The organism is Clostridium yunnanense (assembly GCF_016595795.1).
In the GTDB taxonomy this organism is placed as follows: Bacteria; Bacillota; Clostridia; order Clostridiales; family Clostridiaceae; genus Clostridium_AR; species Clostridium_AR yunnanense.
Genome location: NZ_JAENHN010000025.1, coordinates 86,460 through 109,631, shown reverse-complemented (window position 1 = coordinate 109,631; position 23,172 = coordinate 86,460). Strand labels below are relative to the sequence as shown.

Annotated in this window: 19 protein-coding genes; 16 read left to right on the top strand and 3 right to left on the bottom strand. The window is 32.5% G+C overall.

Annotated elements, in window-relative coordinates; all coding sequences use genetic code 11:
- Positions 1-732 precede the first annotated feature (732 nt).
- The 4 genes from JHL18_RS07800 to hisJ all read left to right on the top strand — a co-directional run bounded on the left by JHL18_RS07800 (position 733) and on the right by hisJ (position 4,043).
- Positions 733-891 (top strand): hypothetical protein, encoded by a 159-nt coding sequence (locus JHL18_RS07800; protein ID WP_200267822.1) that lies wholly within the window; start codon positions 733-735, stop codon positions 889-891.
- Positions 892-1,198: 307 nt separating this feature from the next.
- Positions 1,199-2,479 carry a helix-turn-helix domain-containing protein gene (locus JHL18_RS07795; RefSeq protein ID WP_200267820.1) on the top strand — a complete coding sequence of 427 codons (1,281 nt, stop codon included), beginning with the start codon at positions 1,199-1,201 and terminating at the stop codon, positions 2,477-2,479.
- A gap of 85 nt (positions 2,480-2,564) precedes the next feature.
- Positions 2,565-2,708: a hypothetical protein gene (locus tag JHL18_RS07790; RefSeq protein ID WP_200267818.1), complete on the top strand. Its 144-nt coding sequence runs from the start codon at positions 2,565-2,567 to the stop codon at positions 2,706-2,708.
- 492 nt (positions 2,709-3,200) lie between these two features.
- Complete coding sequence (gene hisJ, locus JHL18_RS07785; RefSeq protein ID WP_200267816.1) at positions 3,201-4,043, top strand: histidinol-phosphatase HisJ; 843 nt, start codon at positions 3,201-3,203, stop codon at positions 4,041-4,043.
- 117 nt (positions 4,044-4,160) lie between these two features.
- On the opposite strand, the gene JHL18_RS07780 is transcribed toward hisJ, so the two are convergent.
- Together JHL18_RS07780 and JHL18_RS07775 are read right to left on the bottom strand one after the other, a co-directional pair.
- A complete protein-coding gene (locus tag JHL18_RS07780) occupies positions 4,161-5,006 on the bottom strand; it encodes a hypothetical protein (RefSeq protein WP_200267814.1) in 846 nt (281 codons plus the stop codon).
- 329 nt (positions 5,007-5,335) lie between these two features.
- Positions 5,336-5,515, bottom strand: coding sequence for a hypothetical protein (locus tag JHL18_RS07775; RefSeq protein WP_200267812.1), 180 nt, complete (start codon positions 5,513-5,515; stop codon positions 5,336-5,338).
- 229 nt (positions 5,516-5,744) lie between these two features.
- Between JHL18_RS07775 and JHL18_RS07770 the strand changes: the two genes are divergently transcribed.
- From JHL18_RS07770 to JHL18_RS07715, 12 genes are all read left to right on the top strand, one after another.
- The gene (locus JHL18_RS07770) at positions 5,745-6,107 is read left to right on the top strand and encodes an ArsR/SmtB family transcription factor (RefSeq protein ID WP_200267809.1); all 363 of its coding nucleotides are present in this window, start codon (positions 5,745-5,747) and stop codon (positions 6,105-6,107) included.
- Positions 6,108-6,327: 220 nt separating this feature from the next.
- Positions 6,328-8,703 carry a heavy metal translocating P-type ATPase gene (locus tag JHL18_RS07765; RefSeq protein WP_200267807.1) on the top strand — a complete coding sequence of 792 codons (2,376 nt, stop codon included), beginning with the start codon at positions 6,328-6,330 and terminating at the stop codon, positions 8,701-8,703.
- A 491-nt stretch (positions 8,704-9,194) separates the two neighbouring features.
- The gene (ilvN, locus tag JHL18_RS07760) at positions 9,195-9,722 is read left to right on the top strand and encodes an acetolactate synthase small subunit (protein WP_200267805.1); all 528 of its coding nucleotides are present in this window, start codon (positions 9,195-9,197) and stop codon (positions 9,720-9,722) included.
- A 253-nt stretch (positions 9,723-9,975) separates the two neighbouring features.
- Positions 9,976-11,571, top strand: a complete 1,596-nt coding sequence (gene cimA, locus JHL18_RS07755) for a citramalate synthase (protein WP_200267903.1) — start codon at positions 9,976-9,978, stop codon at positions 11,569-11,571.
- 14 nt (positions 11,572-11,585) lie between these two features.
- Complete coding sequence (leuC, locus tag JHL18_RS07750; protein WP_200267798.1) at positions 11,586-12,845, top strand: 3-isopropylmalate dehydratase large subunit; 1,260 nt, start codon at positions 11,586-11,588, stop codon at positions 12,843-12,845.
- Positions 12,846-12,859: 14 nt separating this feature from the next.
- On the top strand, positions 12,860-13,348 hold the full coding sequence (gene leuD, locus JHL18_RS07745) for a 3-isopropylmalate dehydratase small subunit (protein ID WP_200267796.1): 489 nt from the start codon (positions 12,860-12,862) through the stop codon (positions 13,346-13,348).
- A gap of 398 nt (positions 13,349-13,746) precedes the next feature.
- Complete coding sequence (gene leuB / locus JHL18_RS07740) at positions 13,747-14,826, top strand: 3-isopropylmalate dehydrogenase (protein WP_200267794.1); 1,080 nt, start codon at positions 13,747-13,749, stop codon at positions 14,824-14,826.
- A gap of 36 nt (positions 14,827-14,862) precedes the next feature.
- On the top strand, positions 14,863-16,521 hold the full coding sequence (ilvD, locus tag JHL18_RS07735; protein ID WP_200267791.1) for a dihydroxy-acid dehydratase: 1,659 nt from the start codon (positions 14,863-14,865) through the stop codon (positions 16,519-16,521).
- A 9-nt stretch (positions 16,522-16,530) separates the two neighbouring features.
- Complete coding sequence (ilvB, locus tag JHL18_RS07730; protein ID WP_200267789.1) at positions 16,531-18,192, top strand: biosynthetic-type acetolactate synthase large subunit; 1,662 nt, start codon at positions 16,531-16,533, stop codon at positions 18,190-18,192.
- 275 nt (positions 18,193-18,467) lie between these two features.
- Positions 18,468-19,994, top strand: coding sequence for a 2-isopropylmalate synthase (locus JHL18_RS07725; RefSeq protein ID WP_200267901.1), 1,527 nt, complete (start codon positions 18,468-18,470; stop codon positions 19,992-19,994).
- Between the two features lies 1 nt (position 19,995).
- Positions 19,996-20,997 (top strand): ketol-acid reductoisomerase, encoded by a 1,002-nt coding sequence (ilvC, locus tag JHL18_RS07720; protein WP_200267787.1) that lies wholly within the window; start codon positions 19,996-19,998, stop codon positions 20,995-20,997.
- Positions 20,998-21,427: 430 nt separating this feature from the next.
- Positions 21,428-22,000 carry a manganese efflux pump MntP gene (locus JHL18_RS07715; RefSeq protein WP_200267785.1) on the top strand — a complete coding sequence of 191 codons (573 nt, stop codon included), beginning with the start codon at positions 21,428-21,430 and terminating at the stop codon, positions 21,998-22,000.
- Between the two features lie 359 nt (positions 22,001-22,359).
- Here JHL18_RS07715 and JHL18_RS07710 read toward each other — a convergent pair whose 3' ends face one another.
- Positions 22,360-22,881 carry a ferritin gene (locus tag JHL18_RS07710; RefSeq protein WP_200267783.1) on the bottom strand — a complete coding sequence of 174 codons (522 nt, stop codon included), beginning with the start codon at positions 22,879-22,881 and terminating at the stop codon, positions 22,360-22,362.
- Positions 22,882-23,172: the final 291 nt, after the last annotated feature.

The window sequence follows — 23,172 nt, the reverse complement described above, 5'->3', positions numbered from 1 at the left end:
GTTACAGGTTTGATAGAAAACAGTATATTTTGACAAGAAATTAAGTGGTAGAAATAAAAAAATCCCTCCTTTTATTTTATAAAATAATTAATATGAAAAAATAAACCTAGTAAAAAGTTAAAAAAGTAAGTGAAAAGGATTGAACAAAAATTTGTATTAACAGAAGTGACAATGTTGTGTATCATTACAAATATAATTATATCAACCCTAATTTTTCCAGTCAATATGTTTATGAATATATAGAATTATTACAAAATATAAGGTGTAAACATATAATTTTACGGTATAAAAAGACAATTTATATTATAAATAGATAAAAAGATAATATATAAAATATTGATTTACTATATTTCTAGCATATGGAGTTTTTAATAAAAAGTAATCATTATAATACTTTTAATCTGTAGCATAATATATATATAGCATTCCAGAAGTAGTTTAGAATTCAGTGCTTTCAATATGAACTTTGTGGATTAAAAGTTATGAAAATCTGGAGTGTAATACCTTTCCAAAGCCAAAGATGTATTTTTGATCTAACTTTATTAGAGAGAAGTTTTATATGGTTATAACATGAGATTCCACTTAAGAAGCATCTATAGATGAACCAATTTCTTATTAAAATTTATATTTTAAACTCTTTAGACAAAAACCTTAAGAAGTTTAAAAATAGATTTTGGTTCGAATGGGCATCTTTAGACACCATAAACTATAAAAATTTGTGGAGGTGTTGCAATGAATAGTAGACATAGAAGAGAGTATACAGAAAAGACCTTTAAAAAGAATGGCACAAAAACACAGAATCAATGGGCTAAAAGTAGATTTCCTACCACAATAGAAGAACCAAGTAAAAACAAAAGTGGAGTAATGGCAGAGGAACAGGGTTGGACATAAGATACTAGTTTGTTTAAAAGTTCTAGTTATATTTATTATAGCTAGAACTTTTTTTAATTAAAAATAATGTTGCTAAAAAGATTACGATTATTGTGAAATTTCGTAACAAAGTAACTGATAATGACCTTGCTTTAAGAGCAGTAATAAAGCAATCATAAATTAGGTGACAAGAAACTACAAATGCATGAATAAATTATCCCCAAAAAATTAACATTTTTTCATAAATTTTTATGATTTTTTATTAAAAAGCAGTTATAATTAATAGTATCTAAGTGATTAGGCAATTGTTGGCTAAGGGGGGATTAATTTGGAGTTTTACAATCCAAGTGAGAAGATAAGACGTATGAGAAAGAAGTTCAGAGTTAATCAAGCCGAACTAGAGGGGGTTAACATGACTAGAGCCTTCATCAGTATGATGGAGAGTGGTAAGAGAAACGTAAGTAAGGCAAGTTCTAAACATCTTGCAGAAAGATTTAATGAAATAGCAAAAAGAATTTCTGTAAACTTAAATTTAGATGATGAGTATTTTTCAAGACAACCACAGGAAGATGCTAGATATTATATTGAGAATGAATTAAAAAATGAGAACAACCATAAAAAGCTTGAAGAACTTATAGAAGTTGGTAAGAAGTATAACTTAGATGATTTGTTAGCTACAGTATACAAATTAGATGCAGAAAAGTACTTTGAAGAAAAAGAATATGTTAAGGCCTTTGAATTATTTAATTATGCCTTAGGTAAATATAAAGAGTTGAAGGATGATGCAGCTCAAGTATATATTTATAATATTTTAGGTAATTGTAAGGCAAGAAGAAATGAACAAGAAGAATCTATTTTTTACTATAAGCAGGCAATACTGTATGCTAAACAAGCAGATAACAAGTTTTATTTTTACAGATCTAGTGCAAATTTAGCGATGTCTCACTTCTATATTAAGCAATACGAAAAGTGTATAGATATAATCAATGAAGTTATACTTTCTAATAGCGAGAAAGTGGAATATAAAATTCTGACTGATTCGCGAATAACAAGAGCTAATGCATTGAGTTTTATTGGTAGAGAAAATGAAGCTATACAAGAATATCTTAATTTGATTGACGAGAATAAGGATAAAAATGATGTATTGCTAGCTTATTGTTATAATAATGTAGGTGAGTATTACTATGCCATTGGAAACTATCAAGAAAGTTTAAAATATATTAGCGAGGCTCAGAGATTAAAAAATAAAGTTAGTAAAGAAACTCTTGCTAATACATTGAATACCAAAGCGAAGGTGTTCTTTAAACAAGGACTTTATGATGAAAGTATAATGCTTTTTGAACTTGCGATAAGTATGGCTGAGCAGTATCAGAGATTTGATATGCTTTTTGAAAATAATAAAGATCTAGTAAATGCATATGAATCGAGAGAAGATTTTAATAAGATAGAAGAGGCTATGTGTAGATACTTAGAAATATTAGAAAGTAATGATGTTGAAAAGGGTAAAAGTTTTGCACTTTATAAGTTAGTAGAGGTGACTATTAAACAAAATAATAGTAACAAAGCTATTAATTTACTGAATAGATTACAAGCCTTGCTTGTAAATTAAATATTGTTAAATTTATCAATAATAGTGCAATTAATTAATTTTTGTATTATAATAGTAACATAGTTAATAAGTGGGGGTAATGAGGATGAAAAATAAAGTTGCAAAGATTATTTTTGGTGTTATTTTATTAGGTGCAATTATAATTCCTTCCTTTGGAGGAGTTAACACTACTATAGGTAATGGGAGAATCACAACTTTAGGATATGATACACCAAATCCAGGAAACTAGTAATATTAACAAGCCAGAAAAAGTAAATATACTTTTTCTGGCTTTTTTAGGCTTTACATTTAAGATATCAGCTTCAAATAAGATACTCATATTGAATAATATACTGTTAATAGAAAAAAATAATTGTTAGTATTTCTGAATTTATGGAACTGGGATATATATTCACTAAATTAGATGTACTATTTCAATCCTTAGAACGAAAATAATTATTTCGATAAAATTACTAAGTTTTATTTTAATATATATTAAGATTAAGTAGTTCATCTATAGATGTAAACTAAATAGAGTATTTCGATGAATCAAATATCTGTTAATTAAATTAACTAATTTAATTATGCTAAGAAAAAGTTAAATTGAAGATTTGTCGTTGAGAAGAATCAAGACTAAAAATTATATATATTTGATATCCTTTTATAATATATAATAAACATAAACTCTATTAGCTTTAGAATAAATGAACTATTTAGAAGTAAATATAAGGGAGGGAAAAGGATGGATCTATTTAATTACCACATGCACAACTACTATTGTGATGGAAAAGGTGAGCCAGAAGATTATGTTAAGAGAGCTATTGAATTAGGTTTTAAGGCCATAGGTTTTTCTAGCCATGCACCTGTAGATATACCTAATGAATGGACGATGAGGCAAGAAGACTTATCTAAGTATGTTGAAGAAATAATAGGATTAAAAGAAAAGTATAAGGGAAAGATAGAAATTTATCTGGGGCTAGAGATTGATTATATAAAAGATTTTATGGGGCCTGGGGATGAAATATATAAGAATATTCCACTGGATTATTGTATAGGATCTGTTCATTTCATGCCTATAAAAGATACCGGGGAATATTTAACTGTAGATTATACTGAAGCTGAGCTCAGAAATATAATCGAAAAAGGGTATGATGGAGATTCCTATAAATTCGTTGAGGCCTATTATGGCTTTATTAGGGAGATGGCAGCAACCAGTAAGCCAGATATAGTTGGACATTTGGATTTAATAAAGAAGTTTAATAAAAATAATTTATTCTTTAGAGAAGATGATTCAAGATATGTGGAACAAATTGAAAAGACCTTAAAGGTAATAAAAGAAAATGATCTTATTGTTGAGGTAAATACAGGTGGAGTAACTAGGGGATATATCTCAGAATATTATCCAAGTGAATGGATTATAAAGAGGTGTAAGGAACTAAGTATTCCTATGAGTATAAACAGTGATGCTCATGTGGTTGATAATCTGGCTGGATGCTTTAAAGAAGCAGCAGAGCAGTTAAAGAACAATGGGATAAATGAGCAAAAGATTCTTTTAGAGAGTAAGTGGGTATATAGTAAACTTTGATATATGAGATTGTTCTAAAGCTACTCAAAGTAGTTTTTAGTACAATCTCTTTTTTGCTGTATTAGGAAAGATAGGTACGCAAAAAATCCACTGAAGAAGAAAACTTCAGCGACTTTATTACTTGCTTAAAGTATTGGAATAATATGTTGAATTTATACATTTATCTATTGTTTTATAATCATTATTGCAAACAGCGCTGTCGTAAGTTAGTTTGTAGAATTTCATAACTTTATCCTGGTCATCAATAAAATCATAGCTTTTAAAAAGAGTAAAATAGATCTCTGTTTCGTACAATTTATTATCTAAGTTCATATATTGAAGTACTAGAGTTTCATATTTATCTAGTAGTTCTTTGGTTTTTGCTAAGTCATCACATTCCATATATATATCAAGAATGTTACATGAAGCAACAAGTTTATTTTCTAATTTATCACTTGAAGCTACAAGAAGTTTGTGTATGCTTACAGCATTATCTAAAAGACCTTTTTCCTTAAGTATATTTGCCTTTAAGGTTATCAAGCTAAAAGAATTAAAGTCATTTATGTTGAAATTACTCTCAAATAAAAGGATGTTTTCTAGTGCATCATCAAGGTTTCCTTCAATTTTTAATACTAATATATAATTAAGCAGTAATTTACCTTTCTTAGAGCTACAGATATTTAGGTCTTTATCTAAGGTTTCTGTTAATATCTTTCTAGCTTCAGATATCTTATTAAGTTTCAAAGCTAAAGTACTTAAACATATTGCAATTTTTGCCTTTAGACTATCATCATAGTTACTTTCTAGTTCGTAGGCTTTTGAAAAACATATATAAGAGTAATATATCTTACCCTTTGAGTTAAGTTCATCGCCTAGATTTACATAAAAGGACAAAGAATCCTCTTCACTATCTACCAAGTATGATAAATCATCATTTTCTTTTAAAATTTTATCAATTTTAGAATCATATAATTTAAAACGCATTTTATATCTTCCTTTAGAATATATTTAGGTTAGAAATATATGACCAGATTAGTGGTTTTATTCGCAAAAACAGCCGCTAATAGAAATTTTACCATAAAAATACATTTTTATGAACAACTATTTACAATTTATGTAAAAATAATTATTATTAGATTAAGGGTATTGAGGAGGGGAAGATATGATAGATCCAATAGGGGAATGGGATTAGTGTAGTATTTTAGCCATTTTTAATTCTTTATTTGTATTTATAGCTTAATGGAAAAGAGATTTCAAAGTAGTATGGGGAACTATTTTGAAATCTCTTTTATTATTAGCTTTTTAGTAAGTTTCTAGAAGTTTTTGTATTCTTCAGCGGATATTTCAGTAAAAAATAAAAGTGTAAAGTCATACTCGTCTGTGGATTCTCTCATATCCTTAATTTTTTCAAAAGGATGCTTATCACATACAGCATTTTCAAAAAATTCACCAAGGGGACTTACAACTCTGTAACTAAAAAAATAATATCTCATAATCTTCTCCTAAAATAATATAATGTTGATCATCTCTATAAGTAAGTTCTTGTTTAAATTATAAATATATTAATGTATGGAAAGCAACTTATTTGGTGCTCAATATATCATTAAAAAAAATAAAATAATTACTATTTTTAATTGACCATTATTTATATGAGGCATATAATGATATTAACATATGAACAATTGCTCATATGTTTGTTGGAAAAAGTTACGAGGTGATTATATGATAAATGAAAAAATTGAAAGTTGTAATTGTACCGTAATACATGAAGATGTCATAAGAGAAGTAAGTGATAAGATACCACAAGAGGAAACTTTATATGATTTATCAGAACTTTTCAAAGTTTTTGGTGATAGCACAAGAATAAAAATAATTTGTGCACTTTTCGAAGCTGAGATGTGCGTATGCGATATAGCTGCTTTACTAAAGATGACTCAATCAGCGGTTTCACATCAGCTTAGAGTGTTAAAAAATGCAAGATTAGTTAAGCCTAGAAGAGATGGAAAGATAGTTTATTACTCCTTAGATGATGAACATGTAAAAACTATTTTCAATCAAGGCTTAGAACATATTACAGAAAGATAAATTTAAGCTGAACATAACTATAGAGATACTGGTTTAATGTATTTGTAAAAATTATAGTTATTACCGATAAACTACTTCAATCCTTAGACTCCAAATAAAGATTTCGATGATTCTACGAATCTTTATTTGGATAAGTTTCAAAATGAAGTAGTTTATCTAAAAATATAGTATTTGAAATTTAAATGAGAAGGCACAAGTTCTACAAAGGGGGATAAAACAAATGGAAAAAGTAAAGCTCTATCTGGATGGACTGGATTGTGCAAATTGCGCAGCTAAGATAGAAGACAAGGTAAATAAATTAGATGAAGTTAAGGAAGCAAGTATTAACTTTGCTAATGGAACTTTAGTTATGACGATTAATGAAGATCAAAAAGAAAATATAATCTCAAAGGTTACAGATATAGTAGTAGCGTTGGAGCCACATGTTAAAGTTAGGAAAGCTACGAAAGCTATAAAGGCAAAGGTTAGTAAACCTGTTAAAAATATATCAGTTTGCAATGATGGTTGCTGCGAAGAGTATGACCACCATGATGAAATTCATGAAGGTCAAAATATAAGTACTAAACTTAAGCATAAAGAACCTATTAATCATCACAGCCACTCTGATTCTCATAATCATGATCACAAAGCAAAGGAACACACTCATAGTAATGATACACATAATCATGGACATGTAGAGCATGAGCATAGTTATGAGGATGAAGAGGATGGACATCATCATGGTCATGATCACGAACATGGTGGTGAACTATCTAAGTTTAGGGTTGGAAGAATAATAGCGGCAATAGTATTGTACGCTATAGGAATAATATTTGATTTTGGTTTTTATGGTGAACTGGGGATCTTCTTAGTTAGTTATGTGTTAGCTGGAGGAGATATAGTTTTAGCAGCTTTAAAAAATATTAAAAGAGGCGAAATATTTGATGAAAACTTCCTAATGGTGCTTGCAACTGTTGGAGCTTTTGCAATTAAAGAGTTCCCAGAAGCAGTAGCAGTTATGCTATTTTACCAAATTGGAGAAGCTTTTCAAGATATGGCTGTTGGAAGATCAAGAAAGTCAATACAAGGACTTATGGATATAAGGCCTGATTATGCAAACTTAAAGCTTTCTTCAGGAGAACAAAAAGTTGATCCTGAAAGTGTAGAAGTTGGAGATATAATTATCATAAAGGCAGGAGAAAGAGTGCCTCTAGATGGAATTATATTAAAAGGAGAAGCATCTATTGATACCTCAGCTCTAACTGGTGAATCAATACCTAGAGAAGTAAAACTAGGTGATGAAGTTCTTTCCGGTGCAATAAATAAAAATGGACTTTTAGAAGTGAAAGTGACAAAAGATTATGGTGAGTCAACTGTAGCTAAGATATTAGATCTTGTAGAGAATGCAGGAAATAAAAAGGCTCAAACAGAAAAATTTATAACAAAGTTTGCTAAATATTACACTCCAGCAGTAGTTTTTGCTGCACTAGCTTTAGCATTTATACCTCCAATAGTCACAGGAAGTTACAGTTTTTCAGAATGGATTTATAGAGCACTTGTATTTTTGGTTGTTTCTTGTCCTTGTGCTTTAGTTATATCTATACCTCTAACTTTCTTTGGAGGAATAGGAGCAGCTTCAAAGCAAGGGATACTAATTAAGGGTGGAAACTACCTTGAAGCATTAAATAGAGTAAAGACAGTAGTCTTTGATAAAACTGGTACTTTGACAAAAGGTGTATTTAAGGTTTCAGCTTTAGAAAATAGAAATGATTTTACTAAAGATGAGTTGCTTGAGTTTGCAGCTTATGCAGAATTCTATTCAAATCATCCAATTGCGGTATCTATAGTTAGAGAGTATGAAAAGACTATTGATAAAAATAAAATAGATTCCTTCGAAGAGATATCAGGAAGAGGAATAAAGATAAAGTTTGATGGACAAGAGGTTTTAGCAGGTAATGTGAAGCTTATGGAGGAGTTCTCCATAAAAACTGAAATACATGATGCTATAGGAACAGTTATTCATATTGCAGTTAATAAAAAATATGCAGGTTATATATTGATTGCAGATGAAGTAAAACATGATTCTAAAGAAGCTATTGATAAGCTTAGAGATATGGGAATCGATGATATTGTAATGCTAACTGGTGACAATAAAAAGGTAGCTGAAGCAGTAGCAGAAAAATTATCAATAAAAAAGGTATACTCAGAGCTTCTTCCAGCGGATAAAGTAGAAAAGTTAGAAAGTATATTTAGTGCTAAGCAGGAAAAGGATTCTATAGTCTTTGTAGGTGATGGTATAAACGATGCACCAGTGCTAGCAAGAGCTGATATCGGAATAGCAATGGGTGGAGTTGGCTCAGATGCTGCTATTGAAGCTGCTGATGTTGTAATAATGACCGATGAACCTTCGAAAATAGCAATGGGTATAAATATTGCAAAAAGAACTAATGTAATAGTGTGGCAAAATATAATATTTGCATTAGGGGTAAAGCTTGTAATTTTGGTGCTTGGAGCTCTTGGATATGCAAATATGTGGGAAGCAGTTTTCGGTGATGTTGGTGTAGCTCTTATAGCTGTGCTAAATGCTACTAGGATATTGAGGATTAGAAATAATTAACTAAGTTGTTTTTTAAAACCTATTCAATTATAAAAATGACAATATAATATATAAATAAATATTATATTGTCATTTAATTTTTAAAAGTATTGACATATTGTGATTTCGCAAATAGAATCATAATTAATAATAAATTCAGAAAACAATTTGAATATATGCCCGTTAAAAATAAATGCGTTGACGGAGACAGTCATTTAGTTATTAAAAGCCACAGAGAGTCGAGGTTAGGTGAGAATCGATGTTTTTTCTAGGTGACAATCACTCTTGAGCAGAAACCTGAAAGCAATGGCGCAAGTAAGGACCTTCCGGTAAGCCCCGTTATAGGCAAGGGTTTGATTGAACCTGGTGATATCTTTTTTATAAGGCGGAGATGATAACATATCCCACTTTAAATGATTTATATCATTGGAGTGGGATTTTTTTAACCTTTTTTAATGGAATAAGTTATAAATAAAGTTTAATTTTAGAAAAATATATAGTGGGAGGTTGTAATGGAGAGACATGTATTATCTGTTTTGGTAAGGAATACATCTGGAGTGCTAAGCAGAGTTTCGGGATTGTTTATGAGAAGAGGTTTTAATATTGATAGTCTATCTGTAGGTAAAACAGAAAATCCAGACTTTGCAAGAATGACAATAACCCTCATGGGAGGAGAAGAAACTTTAGACCAATTCATAAAGCAGTTAAATAAGCTGCAGGAAGTTATTAAAGTCATAAAACTAACACCTGATAATTCAGTTATAAGAGAACTTGTATTGATAAAAGTTAAAGCTGATGCAGCGCAAAGGGCAGCTATAAATGATGTTGCTAAGATCTTTAGATGTAAAGTTATTGATTTGGACACAGAAACTTTAACTATAGAACTTACTGGAGATGATAGCAAGATATCTGCATTAATAAAGTTAATGGAAGAGTATGGTGTAAAGGAAATTGTAAGAACTGGACTAGCGGCCATTGAAAGAGGAAGTAAAGATATTAAATCTTATGGAGACTACTTCGAGGAAGAGTATGTAGGATAAAGATATGTATGGGTTTTTGTATTAGAATTACCACTGAAGTATTAGAAAATCTATATATTCTAATTTAGAATTCTATTTGTGGGGCGCTTTTAGAATTTAGTGTCAGAAAATTATTTATAGTAAGAATTTTCGGTAAAGTTCTGGGACTAAAGAATTAAGAGGCAACTAGTAAGCAATAAGCGATAAAAAGGGGACTTTGAAAATAGATTGCGGTTCGAAGTCGTTCATCTTTAGATATCAAATGGGGGAGTGAATTTTGAATAAAAAAATCTATATCTTAGATTCTACCTTAAGAGATGGGGCGCAAGGACAAGGGATTTCATTTTCTCTAGAAGATAAAATCAAGATATGCAAATGCTTAGATGATTTAGGCATAGATTTTATAGAAGCAGGAAATCCCGGATCAAATCCCAAAGATTTAGAATTATTTAAATCTATGAAGAGTATCAAGCTAAATCATGCAAAGCTCGTGGCCTTCGGAAGCACAAGAAGGTCTGGTACAAAGGCGGAAGATGATAAAAATTTAAAAGACCTACTTGATGCAGGAGTAGAGATAATAGTACTTTTCGGTAAGTCCTGGGACTTTCAAGTGAAGGATATACTAAAAACTACCTTAGAAGAAAACTTAGCTATGATATATGATTCTATAAAGTTTTTAGTTGATAAAGGAAAAAAGGTGATTTTTGATTCTGAGCACTTTTTTGATGGTTTTAAAAATAATGAAGAATATGCCTTAGAAACCTTAAAAGTTGCAAAGGAAGCTGGGGCAGAAGTAGTTGTTTTATGCGATACAAATGGAGGAACCTTGCCTTCTGAGATATCTAAGATTGTAAGTAAAACAAATAAAGTAATAGGAGATAACCTTGGGATACATTGTCACAACGATATGGGGATGGCAGTAGCAAATTCAATAATAGCAGTTGAAGAGGGGGCTACTCATATACAAGGAACCTTCATCGGTATAGGTGAAAGGTGCGGAAATGCTAATTTATCTACAATTTTACCAACTCTGATTTGCAAATATGAATATGAACTTAATGCAAGTAATAATCTAGATAAGCTAACAAAAATCTCAAGATACATTTCTGAAATATCCAATATAACATTAAGTGATGATACCCCTTATGTAGGAGCTTCAGCCTTTGCTCATAAAGGCGGCATGCATATAGATGCAGTAGCTAAGGACCCAAAATCTTATGAACATATAAAACCTGAGCTTGTAGGAAACAAGAGAAGATTTTTGGTTTCTGAGGTTAGTGGAAAAAGCACTATCTGGAAAGAGGTTCAAAAGATTTTCCCAAATATAAAAAAAGATAGTGAAGAAGTAAAGGTTATAACTGATAAGCTCAAAGAATTAGAGTTTGACGGCTACCAGTTTGAGGGAGCAGAAGGTACTGTGGAACTTGTTATGAGAAAGGTTATAGGTAAATATGAGCCATTCTTTAAACTGAATCACTTTAAGATAATAGGTGAACAGCCTTCTTTAAAAGGAAACTTTAGTTCAACAGCTTTAATCAATATAACAGTTGATGGTAAGACTGAAATCACTGCAGCTGAAGGTGATGGGCCGGTAAACGCCTTAGACAAAGCTCTTAGAAAAGCCTTGGAAGTTTTTTACCCTCAGCTTAGAAGTGTACGACTTGTAGACTATAAAGTTAGGGTGTTGGATTCAGAAAGTAATACAGGGGCAAAGGTTAGAGTTCTTATAGAATCTACAGATGGAGTAGAAAAATGGAGCAATGTTGGAGTATCAAAGGATATTATTGAAGCTAGCTGGATAGCGCTAGTTGATTCAATAGAATATAAACTAATAAAAGATATAGAAAGAAAAGTAAGAACTTATTTTTAGGAGGTATTTTTAATATGGGGATGACGATGACTCAAAAAATATTAGCAAGCCATGCAGGTCTTGAAACTGTAAAGGCTGGACAACTTATACAAGCAAAGCTTGATTTGGTTTTAGGCAATGATATAACTTCACCTGTGGCTATAAAGGAATTTAAAAAACTTGGTGATACAGAAGTTTTTGATAAAGATAAAATTGCAATAGTACCAGATCACTTTACACCTAATAAGGATATAAAAGCAGCAGAGCAATGTAAGTTTATAAGAGAATTTGCGCAGCAAAAGGAAATAACAAACTTCTTTGATATCGGTGAGATGGGAATAGAGCATGTTCTAATACCTGAGAAAGGGTTAGTTGTAGCTGGAGATGTGGTTATAGGAGCTGATTCACATACTTGTACTTATGGAGCATTAGGTGCATTTTCAACAGGAATAGGTTCTACAGATATGGGAGCAGGAATGGCTACAGGAGAATGTTGGTTTAAGGTTCCGTCAGCTTTAAAATTTGTATTAAAGAATAAACCGGCTAAATGGATAAGTGGTAAGGACGTGATACTTCATATCATAGGGCTTATAGGTGTTGATGGAGCTTTATATAAATCAATGGAATTTGCAGGAGATGGACTTGAGTATCTTTCAATGGATAGCAGATTTACTATGGCAAACATGGCAATAGAAGCAGGAGCTAAGAATGGAATATTCCCAGTGGATGAAAAAACCGTTGAATATATGAAAGAACATTCTACAAGAGGATATAAAGTTTATGAACCAGATGAAGATGCTGAATATGATGAGGTTTATGAGATAGACTTGTCTACTCTAAGACCAACAGTAGCTTTCCCTCATTTACCTGAAAATACTAAGACTGTAGATGAAGCTGGTGAGGTTAAGATAAATCAAGTAGTTATAGGCTCTTGTACAAATGGAAGATTAGAAGATTTAAGAGTAGCAGCTTCAATCCTTAGAGGTAAAAAGGTTGCTAAGTATGTAAGGACTATAGTTTTCCCAGGAACTCAAAAGATTTATCTGCAGGCTATGGAAGAAGGGTTATTAAAAGACTTCATTGAAGCTGGAGCAATTGTTTCTACTCCTACTTGTGGACCTTGTCTTGGTGGACATATGGGAATACTAGCAGCAGGTGAAAGAGCAGTTTCTACTACAAACAGAAACTTTGTTGGAAGAATGGGACATGTAGAGTCAGAGGTTTACCTTGCAAGTCCAGCAGTAGCAGCAGCTTCAGCACTGACTGGAGTAATAACTGACCCAGAATTAGTTTAGGAGGAATAGCAAAGATGAAAGCAAGAGGAAAGGTTTTTAAATACGGAGATAATGTTGATACAGATGTAATAATACCAGCAAGATACCTAAATACTTCAGACTTTAAGGAACTTGCAGCTCATTGTATGGAAGATATAGATGGAGACTTTGTTAATAAGGTAAACCATGGAGATATAATGGTTGCGAGCAAAAATTTTGGATGTGGTTCCTCTAGAGAACACGCACCTATAGCAATAAGAGAAAGTGGAATAAGCTGTGTTATAGCTTCTACCTTTGCAAGAATATTCTATAGAAATGCTATAAATATAGGACTTCCTATATTAGAGTGCGAAGAAGCTGTAGCAGGTATAGATGCTGGAGATGAAGTAGAGATAGATTTTAATGATGGAGTAATTAAGAATCTTACTAAACAGGAAGAATACAAAGCAGAGCCATTCCCTGAGTTTATGCAGGAAATAATAAAGAACAACGGTTTAGTAGGTTATATAAAGAATAAGTCATAGTGATTAACGCGTTATAGGAATTAATTGATTATACATCCAACGCTCTTTAGATGAACAACTCTATAATTGAATTTATATTTTTAGGATTAGAGTTATTCATCCTTAATGAGCTTACGCAAAATCATCCGAAAAAATTATTTAATTCTAATAGCTAGCTCATAGGGCGTCTCCTGTATAATCAATTAATTTGAATAATAATCTTAAGCATAATCAGATAATAAGAATTCTAAATATGGGGATATAAAAAGTTAACAATATAACAATTTAAGAAGTTATAAATATAAGAATTTAACTTTATAAATAGTTAAAAAGTTATGAATTTAAATTATCTATATAAATTGAAATGAAAATAGAAAAGGCTTCAGCAATAGTCGTGAACGTTAAAAGGGGGATTTAAGTTGACATATAAAGTAGCTGTAATAAAAGGTGATGGAATAGGACCAGAAGTTGTAGATGAGGCTTTAAAGGTATTAGAGGTAGTTGGGGAAAAGTATAATCACAAATTTGAATATAAATTTTTACTAGCTGGAGGTTGTGCTATGGATGAAGAAGGCACTCCACTTCCAGAAGAAACTTTAGAAGAATGCAAAAAAAGTGACGCGGTACTTTTAGGAGCTGTTGGCGGTCCTAAGTGGGATGACCCAAATGCAAAGCAAAGACCAGAGCAAGCTCTTTTAGGACTTAGAGGAGGACTTGGACTTTACTGTAACTTAAGACCAGCACTGCTTTACTCACCGCTAAGAGCGGCATCACCTTTAAAGGATGAAGTCATTGGTGAAGGAATAGATTTTTCAGTGGTAAGAGAACTTACTGGAGGGATCTACTTTGGAGACAGAGGGAGATTTGAAGAAAATAATGAGCAATATGCTTATGATACTGAAAAGTATTCAGTGACTGAAATAAGAAGAATTGTAAAAACAGCTTTCGATATTGCACTTAAAAGAAACAAGCTTCTAACAAGTGTAGATAAAGCAAATATATTAGAAAGCTCAAGACTATGGAGAACTGTTGTTGAAGAAGTTGCAAAAGACTATCCAGATGTTACTGTAAATCACATGTATGTTGATAATGCAGCAATGCAAATCGTTAGAAATCCAAGACAATTTGATGTCATAGTAACTAGCAATATGTTTGGAGATATATTATCAGATGAAGCGTCAATGATAACAGGATCTATAGGAATGCTTCCATCTGCTAGTATTGGAGAAAACAATATGGGGATGTATGAACCTATACATGGAAGTGCTCCTGATATAGCAGGAAAAGGACTGGCAAATCCACTTGCAACAATTTTATCTACAGCTATGATGCTTAGATTCAGTTTCAATCTTCAAGAGGAAGCTGATGAAATTGAAAAAGCAGTACTAAGTGTACTTGAAGCTGGTTATAGAACTGGTGATATATTCAGTGAAGGTATGAAAAAGGTTGGCACAAAGGAAATGGGAAGCTTAGTGATTGAAGAGCTAAGAAAAAACTAAGTTTTGAAACAAATTATAGGTAATGGAGGAAGCGAAATGAGAAGTGATGTAGTTAAAAAAGGAGTAGAAAGAACTCCTCATAGATCTCTATTTAAAGCAGCAGGCTTTACTGATGAGGAGCTAGATAGACCATTAATAGGAATTGTAACTTCACATAATGAAATAATTCCAGGACACACTCACCTAGATAAAGTGGTAGAGGCTGTGAAAAAAGGAGTACTTCTTGCAGGGGGAACTCCAATAGAATTTCCTGTTATAGGAGTATGTGATGGGATTGCTATGGGTCATATAGGAATGAAATATTCTTTAGCTTCGAGAGAACTCATAGCTGACTCCGTAGAATGTATGACAAATGCACATGGTTTTGATGGTCTAGTACTTATACCAAACTGTGACAAAATTGTTCCAGGTGTAATTATGGGCGCACTAAGACTAAATGTACCTTCAGTGGTTGTAAGCGGAGGTCCAATGCTTGCAGGAAAGTTTAAAGGCAAGGATGTAAGTCTTTCTACTGTATTTGAAGCAGTAGGTGCACACAGCAGTGGAAAGATGAGTACCTGTGATCTTAAAGAATTAGAAGAAAAAGCATGCCCAACCTGTGGTTCATGCTCAGGGATGTATACAGCAAACTCTATGAACTGTTTAAGTGAAGTGCTTGGTTTAGCACTTCCTGGTAATGGAACGATACCTGCTGTTTATTCAGAAAGATTAAGACTGGCAAAGCATGCAGGGATGAAAATATTAGACTTAGTTAAAGCGGATATAAAGCCTAGAGATATAGTAAATGAAAGAAGTATAAAAAATGCTTTAACTGTAGATATGGCCCTAGGATGTTCAACTAATAGTGTGCTTCACTTAGCAGCCATAGCTAATGAAGCTAAAGTAGAATTTGATTTAGACAAGGTAAATGAAATAAGTAGTGTAACGCCTAATCTTTGTAAACTAGCTCCTGCAGGTGGACATCATATAGAAGATTTATACTGGGCAGGTGGAATAAAATCTGTTATGAAGGAACTTGCTAAGCTTGATTTATTAGATTTAGGTTGTATAACTGCTAGCGGGCTTACACAAGGTCAGATAGTTGAAGCAGCCTCAGAAGCAGATCACTCTGTTGTAAAGTCAGTAGAAAATCCATACAGCAAAACTGGTGGAATAGCTGTACTAAGAGGAAATCTAGCATTAGATGGAGCTGTAGTTAAGAGATCTGCAGTAGTTGAAGAAATGATGGTGCATGAAGGACCTGCAAGAGTATTCAATTCAGAAGAAGATACCATAGAAGCCATACTTGGTGGAAGGATAAATAAAGGTGATGTGGTTGTAATAAGATATGAAGGTCCAAAAGGCGGTCCAGGAATGAGAGAGATGCTATCTCCAACCTCAGCTCTTGCTGGAATGGGACTTGATAAAACCGTTGCATTAATCACTGATGGAAGATTTTCTGGTGCAACTCGTGGAGCTGCTATAGGCCATGTATCTCCAGAAGCTTATGAAGGCGGACTTATAGCTTTAGTAGAAGAGGGAGATAAGATTTTAGTAGATATAAAAAATGGTAAATTAGAACTTCAGGTAAGTGCTCAAGAAATAGAGGCAAGAAGAGAAAAATGGGTTTTACCTGAACCAAAAATAAAAGAAGGCTATCTCAGTCGTTATGCTAGACTTGTAAGCTCTGCTAGTGCTGGGGCAGTACTAAGATAGGAGGATCCTATGAGAATAAACGGCTCAGAAATATTAATCAATACTTTAATAGATGAAGGGGTAGATATAATTTTCGGCTATCCTGGTGGAGCTGTACTTAATATATATGATGCTATCTACAAAAATGAAAATAGGATAAAACATGTGCTGTCATGCCATGAACAAGGTGCTGCTCATGCTGCTGATGGGTACTCAAGAGCTACTGGCAAGGTTGGTGTGTGTCTTGCAACCTCTGGGCCAGGTGCTACAAATTTAGTTACTGGTATAGCTACTGCTTATATGGACTCCGTGCCAATGGTTGCTATAACAGGAAATGTTACAACTCCACTGCTTGGAAGAGATAGTTTTCAAGAAGTAGATATAGTAGGTATAACAATGCCAGTAACTAAACATAACTTCATAGTAAGAGATGTAGAAGAACTTCAAGAAACTATAAGAAAGGCTTTTTATATAGCTAAAGAAGGTAGGCCAGGACCAGTTCTTATAGATATCCCAAAAGATATTACGGCAAAGCTTTGTGAATACGAAAGTAAAGCGCCTATTGAAGTAAAAGAAGAATACAAGTTTGTGACAGACAAAGCTCTAGCAAACTTTGCAGATTTTATAAACAAAGCCAAAAGACCTTTGATATTTGCAGGTGGCGGGGTTATAAGCTCTGGAGCTACAGAGATATTAAAAGAATTAGCACTTAAGATAAATGCACCAGTAACAACTTCCTTAATGGCAATGGGAGCTTTTCCAGGAGATCATGAACTTTATACAGGTATGATTGGGATGCATGGAACTAAAGCTTCAAATCTTTTAGCAACAAAAGCCGATTTGATAATTTCAGTAGGAACTAGGTTTTCTGATAGAGTTGTAGGAAGTAGAGATCATATTAAAAATGCAAAAGTTATACAGATAGATATTGATCCAGCAGAGATAGATAAGAATATTAAAACAGATGCAAATATTGTTGGAGATGTTAGATATACCTTGGAAAAGCTTATTGATCTTATAGATGAGAAAAGAAATGAACAGTGGTTAGAGCTTATCAGGGAGTACAAAGCTTTAAAAGGCCATAAGGAGGATAATGAAAACTTAACTCCAGAATTACTATTTAGCAGTTTGTATAATAGCTTCGGAGAAGAACTTGTTATGACTACCGAAGTAGGTCAACATCAGATGTGGGCGGCACTTCACTATACTTTCTTAAGACCAAGAACCCTTATAACCTCTGGAGGACTTGGAACTATGGGGTATGGCCTTGGAGCTTCAATTGGGGTGAAGCTAGGTCTGCCACATAAGAAGGTTGTAAATATAGCTGGAGATGGAAGCTTTTCTATGAACGCTATAGAACTTGCAACAGCAGTTAGCAATAGAGTGCCAGTAGTAATAATAATATTGAATAACGGCTGTCTTGGAATGGTTAGACAGTGGCAAAGCTTCTTCTATGAAAGCAGATACTCTTATACAACACTTAACAGAGGAACAGACTACGTTAAACTTGCCGAAGCTTACGGGGCAAAAGGTTTTAGAGTAACAGACCCTTCTGAGCTTAATGAAGTGTTAGACAAGGCTTTTACCTCAGAAGTACCTGTAGTTATAGATTACGTTATAAATATAGATAAAAAGGTATTTCCTATGGTTGCTCCTGGAGCACCTATAGATGACATAATATCTGAAGCGTAGGTATATAGATAGCAATGGTACTTTGTTTGAGAGTATTTTGAAATTAAGATGTTCCTACAGGAGATACTATATGGTCAAGCAACTAGAATTAAATGATTTTTGGAAGTGAAATGACGCTCGGGAACTTTATTGTCTGAACGAAGTGAGTTATAAAGTTTTAGTCATTTCACTGGAGAAAATCATATTAATTCTTTGCGAAGATCATTAAAGTATCGGAGGTAGGAGCATATTAATTTCAGTACAATACCTAAACAAAAAATAAAATAGGGGGTGGAATAGTGAAGAAAATCAAGATTTTTGATACTACTCTAAGAGATGGGGAGCAGACGCCAGGGGTAAACTTGAATCTGAAAGAAAAGTTAATCATAGCAAAAAATCTAGAAGCCTTAGGTGTTGATGTAATAGAAGCAGGGTTTCCTACAGCCTCCATTGGGGACTTTGAAAGTGTTGCTTCTATAGCTAAAACTATCAAAAATTCAACAGTGGCAGCTCTTGCGAGAGCTACTAAGGGAGATATTGATAGAGCTTATGAGGCAATAAGGGATGCTGAAAGTGCAAGGATACACACTTTTATTGCTACTTCGCCAATTCACCTAAAATACAAGCTTAATATGACTGAGGATCAAGTTTTAGAAAGAGCTGTAGAGATGGTTAAGTATGCTTCAAGCTTGTGTTCTGATGTTGAATTTTCAGCTGAGGATGCTTATAGAAGCAATCCTGAATATCTAATTAGGCTTTTTACAGAAGTTATAAAAGCAGGAGCTAAGGTCATAAATATACCGGATACTGTTGGGTATGCATTACCAAATGATTATGGTAACTTTATTAAAAATATAATGGATAATGTTAAAGGTATAGAAAACATAGATGTATCAGTTCATTGTCATGATGATCTAGGAATGGCAGTAGCTAACTCCTTAAGTGGTATCATGAATGGTGCAACTCAAGTGGAATGTGCTATTAATGGACTTGGTGAAAGAGCAGGAAATGCATCACTTGAAGAAATAGTTATGGCTATTGAAACAAGAAAAAGTTATTTAGATATGGAGACAGGAATAAAGATTAATGGAATATGGAGAAGCAGTAAACTTGTTTCTTCCTTAACCGGAATTGTAGTTCAGCCTAACAAAGCTATCGTAGGTGAAAATGCTTTTGCGCATGAATCTGGAATTCATCAAGATGGAGTTTTAAAGGAAAAATCCACCTATGAGATAATCACTCCTGAATCTATAGGTAAAGTTCAAAATAATAATATAGTTCTTGGTAAACATTCAGGGAGACATGCTTTTTCTAGTTACTTAAAAGAAAATGGTATTGAGATGGATGAAGAAGCTGTAAATGATGCTTTTGATAAATTTAAAAAGCTCACTGATAGAAAAAAGAATATTACCTGGAAGGATATAGAGGCAATTATAAATAACAATGCCAATATAGCGGAAGAAACCTATAAGCTAGTTTCCTTTCAGACTCTTGGAGGTAATAGAAGTATACCTACAACTACAGTGGAAATTGAGTTTAATGGAGAAGTTTTAAGAGAAAGTTCAGTAGGGGATGGGACTGTTGCTTCAGCATTTAAAGCAGTTGAGAGGGCTATTAATATACCGATAAAGCTTAAAGATTACACTATACAATCAGTTAGTGATGGGGAAGATGCGCTGGGAGAGGTTACTGTAAAGATTGAAGAGGCAAATAATATATTTGTAGGTAAGGCTCTCTCAGGGGATATTATTGAAGCTAGCATAAACGCATTAATAAATGCAGTAAATAAAATGATAGAAAAAATAGAAAAGGATGGGGAATAACATGGTAAAGATGTATTATGAAAAAGATGGAGATTTAAATTTATTAAAAGAAAAAAAGGTTGCTGTAATTGGATATGGAAGCCAAGGACATGCTCATGCACTTAATTTACATGAAAGTGGAATAGATGTTACTGTAGGTTTATATAATGGAAGCAAATCTTTTGAAAAGGCTCAAGCAGCAGGACTTAAAGTAGCTACTGTAAAAGAAGCTACAGAAAACTGCGATATAATTATGATATTAGTTCCTGATGAAAAACAAGCAAAGCTATATAAGGAAGAGATAGAACCAGCTTTAACTGAAGGTAAGGCATTAGTGTTTGCACATGGTTTCAATATTCACTATGGACAAATTGTTCCACCTGCTTTCGTTGATGTTTTCATGGTTGCGCCTAAAGGCCCAGGACACATGGTAAGAAGAACTTACACTGAAGGTTCAGGAGTTCCATGTCTTATAGCTGTAGAGCAAGATTATTCAGGAAAAGCAAAGGATTATGCATTAGCTTATACTATAGGTATAGGAGGAGCAAGAGCTGGTGTTCTTGAAACTACTTTTAAAGATGAGACAGAAACAGACTTATTTGGAGAGCAGGCTGTACTTTGTGGAGGTGTTACTGAGCTTATAAAAGCTGGATTTGATACTTTAGTTGAGGCTGGTTATTCCCCAGAAAATGCTTACTTTGAATGTCTACATGAAATGAAGCTAATTGTTGATTTAATGTATCAAGGCGGAATGAGCACTATGAGATATTCTATAAGTGATACTGCTGAGTATGGTGACTATGTAACTGGAACAAAGATAGTTACTGAAGACACAAGAAAAGCTATGAGAGACGTACTTAAAGATATACAGGATGGAACTTTTGCAAGAAACTGGTTAGTTGAAAATTCGGTAAATAGACCTTACTTCAATGCTAAGAGAAGAATGGAAAAAGAGCATCCAATTGAAAAGGTTGGAAAAGAATTAAGAGGTATGATGAGCTGGATAAAGACTGATTTAGACTAGTTTTAGAGGTTACCATAAATTACTACAGCTTTTATTTGACAAAAAAACAAAAAAAACTACAAATCGTGTTGACATTAGTCCGATAATTAAATATAATTGTTTTCGTTGAGAATACTTTCAGGCATAAGGGAGTAGCAGACAACATTTAATGTTGTTGCAGAGTCAACATACTGATGCTTTTCATCTGGCTTTGTATTAAATTGTGAGACTTATGTATAACGAGGGTTGCGTTATACATAAGTCTCATTTTCCTTTTGTTTTAATCGAATTTTGATTATCTTTATACATCTATGAATCTAAAAAAATGTTCTAAGATTTAAATAAAAATAGAGTTTTCCACATTTTTACGAATTTTTAAATTTTACATATTAAAGTTTTAAAAAATCTATGATAAAATTTTTATTAAAAACCAATTATTTTAGGGGGACATATGAACGTATTATCGATTTTTCTTACTGGACTAGCTTTATCAATGGATGCTTTTGCTGTAGCTCTTACGCTAGGAATAAAATCAACAAACAAAGATAAGAAAAATATAGCCTTAAAGGCGGCGTTATATTTTGGAGGATTTCAGGGAGCCATGCCTCTATTAGGATGGATACTAGGAATAAATTTCACACAGTATATAGAGAAGTTTGATCATTGGATTGCATTTGCCTTGCTTTCAATAATTGGTGGGAAAATGATTCTTGATGTTATAAGAGATGAAGAAGATGAAGAGAAAGAACAATTAGCTACAACCAGTAACAAAGAGTTCATACTGCTTGCAATTGCAACAAGTATTGATGCGTTAGCTGTTGGTATAGGTTTTGCTTTTTTAAAGGTTAATATACTTGAAGCAATACTCGCAATAGCGTTAACAACCTTTGTAGTTTGTTTTATGGCTGTATTCATAGGAAAGAAATTTGGAGAACTACTAAAATCCAAAGCAGAATTATTTGGAGGAGTTATATTGGTAGTTATAGGGACGAGCATACTGCTTGAACATTTACATATATATTAGAAGTTATAAACATTGATAGGTTCTTAACAGAATTGGAACAGTTATATTTTTAACAGTGTTATTAAAGAGGTACTAGTTTCGATCGAAATCTATTTTCAAACCTCTTATGGGTTTTAAGAGGAGAACTTGAAGATATAAAATTTATTACGAAGTGGTACATCTACATATAGATATATTTATATAATAAAAGCAGCTGAAACTAAATTTAGTTCAGCTGCTTTTTACACTATGTTTAAGAATATTGTTTAAATTAAGTGGTTATGCAGGAGATGCTATATATTAATTCTTTGCGTAAGGTCATTAAAGCATCGGATGACTAACCGCTCAATTTCAACAGGTAGCTTTAACAACACATACTTTTACTGAGCAGCTGTACCTGTTGCAGGGGCAGTATAAACTCTTTGCGCCAATTCTTCATCTAACATATAAAGAGCTGCAGGATTTGATTCTGCTCTTCTGAGTTTTTTAATTAGTTTATTAAAATTATCTTCCTCTTCAACTTGCTCATCTATAAACCATTTTAATAGTGATATAGTAGAATGCTCTTTTTCTTCATTTGCTATATCTGCAAGATTATATATTCTTCTTGTAACTTCTTGTTCATGCTCGTAGCCTTTTTCAAAAACATCAATCATATTTTCAAATTTTAGCTGTGGCTTATCTATAGCCTGAAGGGTTACGTCACCATTTTTTTGATATACATAATCATAAAATTTCATAGCGTGGAAAAGCTCTTCTTGAGCTTGAACTCTAAAGAAATTTGCAAAGCCATCTAAATCCTCTGATTGAGCAAATGCAGCCATTGCTAGATAACTATAAGATGAATAGAATTCAAAGTTTATTTGTTCATTTAAAGCCTCAATTAATCTTTCGCTTAACATTTTTTTATCCTCCTCTTAAATATGTTTATATATTAGGTTATTTATATTTGTTGTTGTTATTATAAATTTATATGGGAAAACAATCAATATTTAACATGAAATATTGCTAAATAATAAATATCTTTTGTTTAATAAATGATAATATTCAGATAAATTACTAAGCGTAAGGTATTAATATAATTTTATATTAATACAATTTCATATTAAAACAATTTTATAACTAACATATAGATAAGTTTAAGTTAAATGTGGTAATATATATAGGTAATAGAGTAGTATAGTGGATTTTAT

Coding starts and splice junctions, on each gene's coding strand:
- JHL18_RS07800 (WP_200267822.1), top strand. CDS start 733: ATGAATAGTAGACATAGAAGAGAGTATACAGAAAAGACCTTTAAAAAG.
- JHL18_RS07790 (WP_200267818.1), top strand. CDS start 2,565: ATGAAAAATAAAGTTGCAAAGATTATTTTTGGTGTTATTTTATTAGGT.
- hisJ (WP_200267816.1), top strand. CDS start 3,201: ATGGATCTATTTAATTACCACATGCACAACTACTATTGTGATGGAAAA.
- JHL18_RS07780 (WP_200267814.1), bottom strand. CDS start 5,006: ATGCGTTTTAAATTATATGATTCTAAAATTGATAAAATTTTAAAAGAA.
- JHL18_RS07775 (WP_200267812.1), bottom strand. CDS start 5,515: ATGAGATATTATTTTTTTAGTTACAGAGTTGTAAGTCCCCTTGGTGAA.
- JHL18_RS07770 (WP_200267809.1), top strand. CDS start 5,745: ATGATAAATGAAAAAATTGAAAGTTGTAATTGTACCGTAATACATGAA.
- JHL18_RS07765 (WP_200267807.1), top strand. CDS start 6,328: ATGGAAAAAGTAAAGCTCTATCTGGATGGACTGGATTGTGCAAATTGC.
- ilvN (WP_200267805.1), top strand. CDS start 9,195: ATGGAGAGACATGTATTATCTGTTTTGGTAAGGAATACATCTGGAGTG.
- leuC (WP_200267798.1), top strand. CDS start 11,586: ATGGGGATGACGATGACTCAAAAAATATTAGCAAGCCATGCAGGTCTT.
- leuD (WP_200267796.1), top strand. CDS start 12,860: ATGAAAGCAAGAGGAAAGGTTTTTAAATACGGAGATAATGTTGATACA.
- ilvD (WP_200267791.1), top strand. CDS start 14,863: ATGAGAAGTGATGTAGTTAAAAAAGGAGTAGAAAGAACTCCTCATAGA.
- ilvB (WP_200267789.1), top strand. CDS start 16,531: ATGAGAATAAACGGCTCAGAAATATTAATCAATACTTTAATAGATGAA.
- ilvC (WP_200267787.1), top strand. CDS start 19,996: ATGGTAAAGATGTATTATGAAAAAGATGGAGATTTAAATTTATTAAAA.
- JHL18_RS07715 (WP_200267785.1), top strand. CDS start 21,428: ATGAACGTATTATCGATTTTTCTTACTGGACTAGCTTTATCAATGGAT.
- JHL18_RS07710 (WP_200267783.1), bottom strand. CDS start 22,881: ATGTTAAGCGAAAGATTAATTGAGGCTTTAAATGAACAAATAAACTTT.